This is a genomic window from Paenibacillus jilunlii, assembly GCF_900102965.1.
GTDB classification, from domain to species: Bacteria; Bacillota; Bacilli; order Paenibacillales; family Paenibacillaceae; genus Paenibacillus_AQ; species Paenibacillus_AQ jilunlii.
Genome location: NZ_FNGM01000035.1, coordinates 1 through 12,899, shown reverse-complemented (window position 1 = coordinate 12,899; position 12,899 = coordinate 1). Strand labels below are relative to the sequence as shown.

8 protein-coding genes are annotated in these 12,899 nt (G+C 53.4%); 2 read left to right on the top strand and 6 right to left on the bottom strand.

The genetic code is table 11. The features are described 5' to 3' along the window. Positions 1-318: 318 nt before the first annotated feature. From BLQ82_RS30725 to BLQ82_RS30700, 6 genes are all read right to left on the bottom strand, one after another. Complete coding sequence (locus BLQ82_RS30725) at positions 319-1,056, bottom strand: spermidine synthase (RefSeq protein ID WP_062520780.1); 738 nt, start codon at positions 1,054-1,056, stop codon at positions 319-321. Between the two features lie 13 nt (positions 1,057-1,069). Beyond that, positions 1,070-2,566, bottom strand: coding sequence for a response regulator (locus BLQ82_RS30720; protein WP_062520782.1), 1,497 nt, complete (start codon positions 2,564-2,566; stop codon positions 1,070-1,072). 29 nt (positions 2,567-2,595) lie between these two features. Further along, positions 2,596-4,434, bottom strand: coding sequence for a sensor histidine kinase (locus tag BLQ82_RS30715; protein ID WP_244281074.1), 1,839 nt, complete (start codon positions 4,432-4,434; stop codon positions 2,596-2,598). Positions 4,435-4,439: 5 nt separating this feature from the next. Further along, positions 4,440-5,273: a carbohydrate ABC transporter permease gene (locus tag BLQ82_RS30710; RefSeq protein WP_062520784.1), complete on the bottom strand. Its 834-nt coding sequence runs from the start codon at positions 5,271-5,273 to the stop codon at positions 4,440-4,442. Between the two features lie 2 nt (positions 5,274-5,275). Then, complete coding sequence (locus BLQ82_RS30705) at positions 5,276-6,169, bottom strand: carbohydrate ABC transporter permease (protein ID WP_062520786.1); 894 nt, start codon at positions 6,167-6,169, stop codon at positions 5,276-5,278. Positions 6,170-6,293: 124 nt separating this feature from the next. Continuing rightward, positions 6,294-7,643, bottom strand: a complete 1,350-nt coding sequence (locus tag BLQ82_RS30700) for an ABC transporter substrate-binding protein (protein ID WP_062520788.1) — start codon at positions 7,641-7,643, stop codon at positions 6,294-6,296. 215 nt (positions 7,644-7,858) lie between these two features. Between BLQ82_RS30700 and BLQ82_RS30695 the strand changes: the two genes are divergently transcribed. Both BLQ82_RS30695 and BLQ82_RS30690 read left to right on the top strand, forming a co-directional pair. Continuing rightward, the gene (locus BLQ82_RS30695) at positions 7,859-10,408 is read left to right on the top strand and encodes a beta-mannosidase (RefSeq protein WP_062520790.1); all 2,550 of its coding nucleotides are present in this window, start codon (positions 7,859-7,861) and stop codon (positions 10,406-10,408) included. Between the two features lie 91 nt (positions 10,409-10,499). Further along, positions 10,500-12,653 (top strand): alpha-galactosidase, encoded by a 2,154-nt coding sequence (locus tag BLQ82_RS30690; protein WP_062520791.1) that lies wholly within the window; start codon positions 10,500-10,502, stop codon positions 12,651-12,653. Positions 12,654-12,899: the final 246 nt, after the last annotated feature.

Below are 12,899 nucleotides of genomic sequence, written 5' to 3'. Positions count from 1 at the left end.
ACCATAATGGATGAAGCTTCACTGAGTGAGCATATCTGCGGGCTGGAGGAGAAGCTGCTGACTACGGAGGTGCGCACATCACCACATCAGCTCTCGCTGCTGCTTGCGGAGGATTTTTTTGAGTATGGCAGCTCCGGCACAGTGTGGTACAAGAAGGATATGATGGGTGAAGAGGGGGCGGGGATGGTGGAGCTGACACTAAGCGGGTTTGCGCTCCATCCATTGTCTGAAGATGCTAAGCGCGCTGGAGTCCGGAACAAACAGGGCGGAAAAATGAAAAACATACGGCTTAGCCGTTGTTCAGGAGTTCGGGTTGCCTTAATCCCGGATCACATGACCCTGCCCCAGCGTGATTTCCACAAATCCGGCCATCTGCCGGGCTTGGTAACGGATCGGCTGGGCGCTGCCCATGATGATGATGTTGCGGATATCGGCCGTGCCCTCGGAGGGGATGGCAAAAGCCTTAGTGTATTCAAAATACTCGCCTACTGTCGTGTGGATGGCACCCATCAGCCGGTCCTTTTCGCTGCGGCCCATCAGGTTCATGATGATGGAGCCGCGGCTGTTCAGTCTGGAACGGGCCAGGGCGAAGAAGCCGCTGGAGATCAGATGCCGGGGCGTGCCGTCAGCGGTGAAGGCATCCAGCAGGATGTAGTCATAGCGGTGTTCCGGCTCACCCTCAAGAATGAGGCGCCCGTCCCCGACGATGACATTATCCCGGCTGTACCCAAAATGCTGCCTGCTCAGCTCCACAACCTCCGCACTCACCTCGGCAATCTTAAACCGCTTCTCGGCGAAGTAACCGGCGATCGTCCCGATTCCGTGCCCGATAACAAATATATCCTCGAAAAAAGGCCCGCCTGCCTCCATTAAATGGATCATCGCCCGCGGGTATTCAAAGACCACCCGCCGGGGGTGGTCCAGATCAAGGGCGCCCTGAATGGCGTCCCCGGAGAACTGCAGCACACGGAATCTGCCTGTCTCGCCATATAATTCTGTCGTATCGTAAACCTGGATTCCGTGCTGCTCATCCGATAGGTGTAACCATGGCTGCAAGAGATCAATCTCCTTACACAAGTGAAATGCGTTTATATTCGTTCGGGGTGACACCGACAACTTTTTTGAACAGCTTGTTGAAATAAGCGGGATCGGGGTAGCCGACCTCAGCCCCGACCTCATGGATTTTCAGATCCGGAGCATTTTTCAGCAGCTGCTTGGCCTTACGGATGCGAATCTCAATCACATAATCGGTCAGGGTCAGCCCGGTCTCCTGCTTGAACAGCTTGCTCAGATAGCTTGGCGTCAAAAACACCATGCCTGCCAGCATATTCAGATCGGCATGCTGGTTGTAGTTGGCCGATACCCAGCGCTTCACGGTTTCGACAGCGGTTCCGGACAGCTCCAGGCGGTGGGCGCGGATGCCGCCCAGTGCGGCTGAAAAGGTGGAGATGAAGGCCTGCTCGATCTCTCTGAAGCTCATGCTGGACCCGATCTCTTCCTCCAGCGGAGGCTCCCCGTTCACGCGGTACACCGCTGCGAATTCCTGAAGCTCCTTACGGGCTGTGTCCTCAACCTCGCGGCAAGCCCGCAGAATGTGTTCAGGACAAGCCCGCTGCGATTCAAGCACGGAGAACAAGGAATGGATATGTTCCAGCACCCCCGGCACATTCAGAATCTGCAGATCATGAATCAGCGGCTCACGCAGTGCCGGGAAAGGATCGCTCAGGCACAGATCTGCAGCTGCAAGCTCTTCAGCAGTAATATAATGCACCCGCTGCGAATTGTAAATCCCCGCGTCACAGGCACGTTTGGCTTCCAGGTAGGACGCTCTAAGCCTGGACGGATCACTGCTGGAGCCGCTGACCCCGGCATGGAGGCGTTGTCCGCCGCTTGCCTCGCGGATATGCCCGCCGATACTATTCAATTCCGCAGCGGTTAAGGGCTCAGCAGAATACCAAATCCATACGTACAGCCCCTTGCGTATTTCCAGAGAGTCCATCAATAATTCCTTCTCTTGCCGCAGACTGTCTGAGCAGGCGCAGACGGTATCCCGGGAGCTTCCCTTGAGCACGAACACGGAGAAGAAAGGCTGGGGCAAAATAAGGCTGCTTAGCAGGACTGCAGACGGCTGCTCGACATGCAGCAGCGAGAGAAGCAGTCCGGAACGGTGGCGTTCTTCCTTTTCCCGCAGCTTCTTCCGTTCTTCGTCCAGGCGGTAGAGCACTTCAAAAAGCTGCTCTTTGTTGATTGGCTTCAATAAATAGTCCACTGCGGAGCTGCGGATCGCTTCCCGGGCATAATTAAATTCTACGAAACCGCTCATCAGCAGGGTGCTGATATGGGGATGTCCGGCTTTGAGCTGCTTAATCAGCTCCAGGCCGTCGACATGCGGCATCCGGATATCTGTAATGACCACATCAATCTGAAGGGAGGGCAGGGCGTCCAGCAGCTGCTTGCCGTCGGCATACGTTCCGGTGACAAGAAAGCTCCGGCTCTCCTTGCTGATCATCCGGGCCAGGCCTTCGCGAATCAGAATCTCATCATCTACAATCACTATACGCAGCAATCCGGATATCCTCCTTTAGACAACTCATTTTATTCCTCCCGGAGATGGCCGGAGAGGTCTTCAATCCGCAGGGTGACACGGGTGCCCTTTCCAATCTCGCTGCTCACGCTAAGTCCGAACGAAGGCCCGTAATGCAGGCGAATCCGTTCATTCACATTCCGCAGCCCGATGCCAAACATCTCGCCGTCTGCTCCGTTCCTCAGGCTGCCGTTCAGGGCACGCAGGGTGTTATCATCCATACCCACACCGTCATCTTCTATGCAAAATACCGCTTTGCCGTCCTCTTCCCAGCCGCTGATGCTCAGTGTTCCGGGACCCTCCTTCGGTTCCAGACCGTGGAAGACCGCGTTCTCGACAATCGGCTGAAGAACCAGCTTAATGACGGGAAGCGGGAGAAAAGCCTCCGGCACGGCAATATTCAGCATAAATTTGTCCGGGAAACGGATCTGGAGCAGATGCAGATAATTCCGCACATGGTCCAGCTCATGGCGGATCGTGACCATCTCTTCACTGCGGACAATGCCGTAGCGCATCTGTAATCCCAGAAGATAGGTCAGCTTGGCTACACGGGGGTCCTCGCTGCTCTCTGCCAGCATGCGGATGGATTCCAGCGTGTTATAAATGAAATGCGGGTTAATCTGGTTTTGCAGTGCCCGCATATCGGCTTTCTGTTTTCTTTTCTCCGTTAGGGAGACTTCCTGCAGCAAATCCTTGACCCGGATAATCATCCGGTTGAAGTGGCTGCCAAGCATGCCGATTTCATCGTTGTATTTGGGGTGCAGCCAGACGTCCAGATTGCCGTGCTGAACCTGCTTCATCAGCCGGACCATTGATTTCAGGGGCTTAGTCAGCGCGTGAGAGATAATGGTGGCGACGAACAGGGCAAACGCAATAATGACGAGCGTCGTCAGAATCAGTGTGTTGCGGTTTTTCTCCATCGGGGAGAGGATGCTGGAGAGCGGAATCGTGACCAGGGTTGTCCAGCCGGTCTGCTTCGATACAGTATATACAGCCAGATAGGATACCCCATCCAGCCTGATCTGAAAATGCCCCTGATCCAGCTTCACTTTATCCAGCAGCAGCTGTCTGGTGAGCGCCTGTTCCTCCGGGGTCTCCCCCTCTTTGTCCTCGCCGGCGTACATGAGATTCCCCTGATCGTCTACCACCAGTGTATTGCCCTGGGTCACGGCATTTACCGGGTCCAAAATCCCCTTGAACAGGCTGATGTCGACATCGAAGACGAGAATCCCGATTTTTTTCAAAGTGCTTACAGAATTAATGGTGCGCAGAACACTGAATACTTCCCGCTGTGCGGATGAATTGACCCGGATGCTGTGTCTGCCCTGAATGACAGGGGCTGTTCCTCCGGCTTCGCTGAGGCTTTTCCATGTAGACAGCCGTTCTGCCGGAAAAATCTCATTAATGCCCACAGCCGTATCGTAAAAAACAGAATCATACTGGTCCGCCATATATACCGCCAGTATTTCGCTTTTCATGTGTTTCAGATAGCTGAGGAACATCGACATCCCGGTATTTTTTTCCCAATCGGTGTTCTTCTGGGTCAGATAAAGCTGCACATCGGTATTATACAGCGGCAGGGAAGTATACCGTTTCAGGTCGGCCACATAGCGGTCAATGGTATCCGAAGCGTTGGAGGTCATCTGACCCGCCCGCTCAGTGGCATTCACCAGAACGGAGTTGAACATGGAGCGGGAGGACAGATAGCTGACATAGGTGATGGGCATAGAAATCAGAAATACAAACACGACAATCAGCTTCCGCTCCATCGGCAGGTTAGCCAGGAACAACCACATTTTGCGAAAAATCCTCAGGATCGTTGACACCACGTTGTTATTCCTCTCCGACATCCCCCTTATTTAACCGCCCCGCTGGTTACACCTTCAAAAATATAACGCTGCAGGAAAAAGTACAGAACCACTGTCGGCAGCAGAATCAGCAGGATCGCAGCGCAGATCAGATTCCATTCGCCCGAGTTGACCCCTTGGAAGCGCATCAGAATGGTGGTGACCACGCCAAGGCTCTGTTTGGGCATATAAAGGTATGGGATGTACATGTCGTTGTAAATGCTGATCGTCTTCAGAATCACCAGCGTAGCTGTCGCCGGGGTCAGGAGCGGGAAGATGATCGAGCGGTAGATTTTGAACAGGGAAGCGCCCTCAACCATGGCACTTTCATCCAGATCCACAGGAATGTTGCGGATAAACTGCAGATACAGAATAATCTGGATCACGTCTGCACCGATGTAGAGAACAATAGGGGCACCGAGCGTATTGTAAAGTCCCATATTCTTAATGATGCCGAAGGTAGCAACCTGTGTAGTGATGCTGGGAATGATGGTAGCGACCAGGTAAGCTCCGAATACAACAGGCTTCATTTTAAAAGAGAAGCGGCCAAGCACGTATGCAACCATTGTCCCAAACAGAATGTTCAGGGTCAATGTAATTATGATGATGACGAGGACATTGCCGAATCCGCTGAGCAGCCCCCCGCGCTGAAAGACAGCGACAAAGTTGTCGAAGTTCAGGAAGCTTTTGGGCAGTGCCATCGAACTGCTGGAGTTGAACTCATCCGTAGATTTGAAGGCATTGACCACAACTACATATGGAGGAAAGAGGACAACGAACACTCCGATCAGAAGCGAGAAGTATTTGATAAAATCAACAAAACGGAATTTGGTGTGGGCCATGGTTATTTGTCTCCTCCCCGGCTAAGAACGAGCTGCTGCAGCAGCAGTACAATGACGACAAAGAAGAGCAGGATAATACTCATCGCTGAAGCCAGGCCGTAATTATTATAGGCGAATGCAGTTTCTACTACGCGCTGAACGTAAGTCTGGCTCGCGCCGGCCGGGCCGCCTTTGGTGAGCACGAACGGAAGGTCGAAGACTTCCAGCGCACCGGTAACGGTCAGGAAGAGATTCAATTGAATAACTGCCTTCATATTCGGCAGAGTCACTCTCCACAGGGTCTGAAAAGAGCCGGCACCGTCGATCTTGGCCGCTTCATAAATATCACGCGGAATAGCCTGCAGGGAGGCGATGTAGATGACCATATTGTAGCCCATGAACCGCCAGAAGCCGGTGGAGGCCAGTGAATAGTTGACGAGGCCTTCGGTCCCAAGCCAGCTGGTCTGGGCCAGAGACGTAAGTCCAATATTGTTGAGGAACAGATTCAACGAACCGTTGGTGGTATCAAAAACATAACCGAACATAAATGCAACTGCTACCCCGTTCATAATGTAGGGCAGAAACAGCATAATCCGGAATCCGTTGCGGCCCCGCAGCTTGCTGTTCAGCACCACAGCGAAATAGATAGCCACGATGTTCTGGACAACCCCCATGACGAAATAAGCAAAGTTATGGACAAATACCTTGAATATATCGGGATTGCTGAACACCTCGCGGTAATTGTCCAGGCCTACCCAGGGCTTCTCGGGGCTGTAGCCGTCCCAGTTCGTGAAGCTGTAGTAGATGAGCTTGAGAGCCGGATAATACGTAAATGTTGCCAGCAGCAGAAGCGGAATGAGCAGAAAGGATATGATAATAATCATTTTTTGTTTGTTATAGGATAACGTTCCGAACATCGCTTGACCTTCTTTCCTTGAGAGCACTCTGTGATTGAAGGCAAAATGGATTATCCGTAAAGGCGATAATCCATTTTGCGCCGTGGTTATGGAGGCTTAGCCGTTACAACGTGAGCTTAAGATCTTAATAGCCGAGGTCTTTTTTGGCATTGGCCCAGGCTTTGTTCCATTTATCCAGCACCTTCTGCGGATCTTTGGCAAGCACGAATTCTTGGGCGATAGCCGGGATATCAATCTGCGCTTTGTTGCTGATTTCAGTAACTTTGGCGTCATCAGGAGTTCCTTCCTGCATTTGCACACCGGTTGACTGGAATTCCTTCAGCTGGGGCAGCTTGGATTCCTTGCCTTTCAACGGTGAAATAAATCCGGCAAAATCTTCATATCCGGATTCTTCGATCATCCATTTCACGAAGGCTTTGGCTGCGTCGATATTTTTGCTGTCCTTGGACACGGCATAGAAGAAGTCAGGGCTGAGGGCAGCGGCTGGTTTGCCTGAGTTGTCATAAGGAAGCGGGAAAAAGCCTACATTATCAGAAGTGGTGCCTGCGTCAATTACTTGATTGATTACCCAGTTGCCCAGGAAATACATGGCGAACTTGCCGGAAGCGATGTCCTTTTTCGATTGTTCCCAGTTGGTGGAGTTGATATCTTTTTCCAGATAGCCCTTTTCATTCAGTTCTCTCAGCAGGCTAAGCGCCTTGCCATATCCATTATCCATTGTGAAAGGCGTATCGGAATTCAGCTTGTCGTTCGGGAAATCCGCTTTGCCTTCAATAATGCGCGGCATATCGTAGACCCAGTTATTCAGCGGCCACTTGTCTTTGAAGTTGGAAGCGAGCGGAATGATTCCTTTGGCTTTCAGCTTTTCACTGGCGGCAAGGAATTCGTCCCAGGTCTTGGGCACTTCGGTAATGCCGGCATCGGCGAATGCTTTTTTGTTGTATACGATACCGGAGGTGGAGTTGCCCGTTGTAATGCCGTAGAGCTTGCCTTCATAGGATTTGAAATCTTTAAAGGTAATTTGGTCGTTCAAGCCGAGATCGTCCAGGGAAGCAAAATATTTTGGCAGATCGGAGTTCGGAATGGTTGGAATGAACATCACATCCGGAAGCTCTCCGCTGGCCATTCTGACCTTGGCTTGCTGGTTGTAGTCGGTTTGGGAGGCTTCGAATTCCACCTTGATGTTCGGATATTTCTCATTAAAGCGCTTTACATATTCGTCATACTCTTTGCCGATCATGTCGGTTCTGTTGGTGAGGAACGTGATTTTGCCGCTGATGTCTGCTCCGCCTGCCGCTGCCGGTTCGGTGGTTGCTGCCGCATTTCCGCCGCTGTTATCTGGCTTAGCAGATGCTGCAGGCTCGTCAGTGGCTGTGGAGGCATTATTATTGTTGTTGCCGGAGCCACAGCCGGTCAGGGCTAAAGATAGGGATGTAATCATAACAAAACCTAACGAAAATAACTTTTTATTCATTGCGTTTTCCCCTTTTCGTTTGTTGTTAGCGTTTACATTAGTAATTATAGCGGGAAATTACCGATCGATAAATGGTTTGAATTATTATTTATTGTCTTTATTTGTTCTTTTTAAAAGAATATAATTAGCATGTTGATAACAATTGGATAACAAAATACAATAGGGTTGAAAGCGATTCATGAAAGCGTATGCTGACACAACTTATAGGAGGTTCCATGAAACTACAACTGAAATTGGACAACTGGCAATTTAGAGCCTGCGGGGATGAACAGTGGCTTCCGGCAGCTGTGCCGGGAACGGTGCATACCGATCTGCTCCGCAATGAACTGATCCATCCCCCTTTTTATGGAAAAAACGAGCATGAACTGCAATGGATCGACAAGAAGGACTGGGAGTACCGGACGGTTCTGCAGCTCCACGAGGAGTGGCAGCAGCGTGCTGTTGCTGAACTGGTTTTCAAAGGACTAGACACTTATGCAGATGTATACGTGAATGATGTGCACGCACTCGCAGCGGATAATATGTTCCGGGCCTGGACCGTAGATGTCAAGGAACTGCTGCGGGCTGGTGAGAATGAGATCCGCGTGCGGTTCCGTTCTGTAGTACATGAGGATCTGCCGAAGCTGGAACAGCTTGGCTATGCGCTCCCGGCGCCCAATGACCAATCCGCGCTGGGCGGACTCGGGGAACAGCAGATCAGCGTATTCGCCCGTAAAGCTCCTTATCATTACGGCTGGGACTGGGGCCCAAGATTTCTGACCAGCGGTATCTGGCGCGAAGCTGTTCTGGAAGGCAGAGATCAGGTTGCTATTATTGATTTGTATATCCGCCAGAATGCGGTGAATCAACAAGAAGCCCGGCTCACTGCACTCGTGGAGGTGGATGCTCCATCGGCATGGAACGGTCTGCTGCGGATCAGCTGCGGCGGCCGGGAATGGACGAAATCCGCTTCGCTCCAACAGGGCAAGCAGAGGCTGGAACTGGACATCGTTCTGGATCAGCCCCGTCTCTGGTGGTGCAACGGCCTCGGTAAACCTGAGCTGACTGCTTTTCGTGCAGAACTGCTGAAGGCAGGGGAGGCCGCAGCGCAAGCTGAAGTTACCACCGGGCTGCGGGAGATCAAGCTGGTCCGGGAGCCGGATGACCGGGGCGCTTCCTTTTATTTTGAGCTGAATGGTGTGCGTGTATTCGCCAAGGGCTCCAATCACATTCCGAACGACAGTTTTTCTACTGAGGTTACTGAGGAGCGTTACCGTCATGAGATCGCTTCGGCTGTCGCTTCCAATATGAACATGCTGCGGGTGTGGGGCGGCGGGATCTATGAAGAGGAGACATTTTACCGGCTGTGCGATGAGTATGGTCTGCTGGTCTGGCAGGATTTCATGTTCGCCTGCAGCATGTACCCGGGAGATGAGCCGTTCCTGGAGAATGTGCGTGAGGAGGCTGTCTATAACGTCCGGAGATTGCGCAACCATCCGTGCATTGCTTTGTGGTGCGGTAATAATGAGATGGATTCGGCCTGGTCGCACTATGAGGACAACATGGGCTGGGGCTGGAAGGAAAAGTTCAGCCAGGAGATCCGCGAGAAGCTGTGGAGGGATTATGAGGCGGTGTTCCACCATATCTTGCCTGAAGCCGTGGCCTCCTGCCACCCGGATGTGGATTACTGGGCATCTTCTCCGATGCGGGATCTGACTCATGACTTGAACCAGCATGCTACACGGATGGCCGGTGAAGGGGATGTGCACTATTGGGGCGTATGGCATGGGAGCGAGCCTTTTGAGAACTACAATGTCAAGGTTGGCCGCTTCATGAGCGAATACGGCTTCCAGTCTTTCCCCGAGCTGAAATCGGTGCTCAGCTATGCTGAAGAACGCGATATGGAGCTGGAATCGGAAGTAATGCTCGCTCATCAGAAGAACGGACGCGGCAATCTGCTAGTTAAGGAATACATGGATATCTATCTGCCCCGGCCAAAGGATTTCAAGAGCTTCCTGTATATGAGCCAGATTCTTCAAGCGGAGGCCGTGCGGACCGCCATTGAAAGCCACCGGAGAAACAAGCCTTACTGCATGGGCACGCTGTACTGGCAGATGAATGACTGCTGGCCGGTTGCCTCCTGGGCGGGCATGGATTATTACGGGCGCTGGAAGGCGCTGCAATACACGGTACGCAAAAGCTATCAGGATCTGCTCCTCTCCATCGACGGTTCCGACGGGGAGAATCTCCGGATTCACGCTGTATCTGACCGGCAGGAGGGGCTGGAAGGCGAACTGCGGGTCCGGCTGCAGGACTTCGGCGGAGCTGTGCTGCAGGAATGGCTGCAGCCGGTGACCCTTGCCCCTGACTCGGCGGGCGTTGTGTTTACAGAGAAGCTTACGGCATTGCTGGCGGGCCGCGAGCCTCACCGTGTGCTGCTGGCTGCAACTTTGCTGGCGGGCGGACAGCAGCTTGACCACAAGCATCATTACTTTGTTCCAGGCAAAGAAATTCAATGGGCCCGGCCGGCAGTTAAGATCGAAGAGGTTCCGGGCAGCGGTGGACTGAGCTTCATAGTCACAACCGATGTGCTTGCCAGAGGCGTGTATTTGACAGCAGATGAGGAAGGCATCTTCTCCGACAATTTCTTCGACCTGCTTCCGGGCGAATCGAAGACCGTGGAATTCTTCCTGAGCGGCAGCGGGGAGCAGGACTTCACTCCGGCTGCCCCGAAGGGCCTTGGGATTTACACAATGGCGGATTATATAGATGAGAGCCTGCTGTAACTAATATCCGCTGCTGCAGGAAACCGTATGAAATACAGTGAAGGCAAACCTAGTAAGTCCGCACAACTTTCAGGAGAGAAGGAATGAGTCCATGGCGATTTGGGTACAGGAGGACAAGGGAATATTCCACCTTCAAAGTAAAGGCATGAGCTATATCATCGGGCTGGTGAACGGCTATCCGGCGCATGTCTATTGGGGCAAAAAGCTGCGCCACGGCAGCAATCTGGACGGCTTGCTCCAACTGGTGAACAATGGCTCACTAGACCGCTTGCCTCAGGAATACCCGCAGTACGGGACGGGGGATTTTCGCGTTCCTGCCTATCAGGCGAAGCTGGAAGACGGAACACGTATTACTGAGCTGCGTTACACAGGCTATAAGGCTGTGGCGGGTAAACCACCGCTTGCCGGATTGCCTGCGGTGTATGTGGAGTCGGCAGAAGAAGCGGATACCCTGGAGCTGATTCTCCGCGATGATTATGCCAAGCTGGATGTTGTCCTGCGTTATACCGTGTATAAGGAATGGGATGTCATTGCCCGTTCTGTAGAGTTTGTAAACGGCGGTCAAGCACCGCTGCAATTGCTGCGGGCGCTGAGTGCCTCTGTTGATCTGCCCGCAGCCAACCTGGATATGATCTACCTGTCCGGTGCCTGGTCGCGGGAAAGCCAGCTCACCCGCAGACGGCTGGAGCAGGGCGGCACTACGATCCAGAGCCGCCGGGGAATGAGCAGCCATCAGCACAACCCTTTTGCCGCGCTGGCGAAGCACGGTACAGATGAGCATCAGGGCGAGGTGTACGGCTTCTCCCTGGTCTACAGCGGGGGCTTCGAAGCCGAGGCGGAGGTTGATTCCTTTGGCACAACCCGGCTTGCAATCGGGCTGAATTCCTTTGACTTCTCCTGGCGGCTGGAGCCGGGGGAAAGCTTCCAGACGCCTGAAGCGGTAATGGTCTATTCGGGACAGGGTCTCGGTGAAATGTCAAGAATCTACCACCGCCTGTACCGTACTCGGCTCAGCAGAGGGCAGTACAGGGACAAGGAACGGCCCATTCTGGTGAATAACTGGGAAGCTACGTATTTCGATTTCAATACCGACAAGCTGGAGGCGATTGCTGCAGAAGGCGCGAAGCTCGGCATCGAGTTGTTCGTGCTGGATGACGGCTGGTTCGGCAAACGGGACGCCGACAATTCCTCGCTGGGGGACTGGACCGAGGATTTGCGCAAGCTGCCGGGCGGTTTATCCGATCTTGCGGCCCGGGTCAATGGCCATGGGCTGAAATTCGGCCTCTGGGTTGAGCCGGAGATGATCTCCCCGGACAGCGACCTATACCGCAGCCATCCCGACTGGTGTCTGCATGTTCCTGGCCGGCGCCGCAGTGAAGCCCGCTGGCAGCTGGTGTTGGACTACACCAGGGAGGAGGTGCGGCAGTATATTTATGATTCACTCAGCCGTATCTTCTCTACCGTTCCGGTGGCTTACATCAAATGGGACATGAACCGCTGTCTGACGGAAATTGGCTCGGCGCAACTCCCGGCAGAACGCCAAGGCGAAACGGCACACCGCTATGTCTTGGGGCTGTACGAACTGCTCGAACGTCTAACCTCGGCGTTCCCGCATATTCTGTTCGAGAGCTGCTGCAGCGGCGGCGGACGTTTCGATCCCGGCATGCTCTACTATATGCCGCAGACCTGGACCAGCGATGATACCGATGCGGTAGAGCGCTTGAAAATCCAGTATGGCACCAGCCTGGTCTATCCGGTAAGCTCCATGGGGGCACATGTATCTGCAGTGCCTAACCATCAGGTGGGGCGGATCACACCGCTGTCCTTCCGGGGAGATGTCGCTATGTCCGGCAATTTTGGCTATGAGCTTGACTTGACGAAGTTTACCCCGGAAGAGAAGGAGCTGGCCAAGGCGCAGGTGGCCAATTATAAGGAAATCCGCAGCCTGGTGCAGCAGGGCAACCTGTATCGGCTGCAAAGTCCCTTCGAAGGCAATGATACAGCCTGGATGTTCGTTTCGGACGACCAGCGCGAAGCCCTGGTCTACTACTTCCGCGTGCTGGCTATGCCGCACCCGCCGCGCCGGACGCTGCTGCTGAGCGGACTGAATCCGGAGCTGGACTACCGGATTGCGGACAGCGGCGAAATCTATGGAGGCGACCGCTTGATACAGGCAGGATTGCCGCTGCCGGAGATTCAGCGGGACTTTGTAAGCGGGTGCTTCCGGCTGCAGGCTGAGGCATAAGCTGGCATTTAGGAGAGAAGGGAAGTTAGTAAGAGAAGAATAGGGGGAGCCAGACAAACAGGGGAAGCCTGGGGAATTGGCTTCCCCTGTTTGTGATGAGGGATAGATCGGACCTCCTATTAATGAGGGGCAGGAGGCGTCGATAGGCGTTAAGCGCCGCGCGGCAGATGGCAGGGAAACAACGGCAGAAATGCCGTTGTGCCAAAGGAGAGGTATAAATACCTCTGATCCAGCCATAAATGGGCT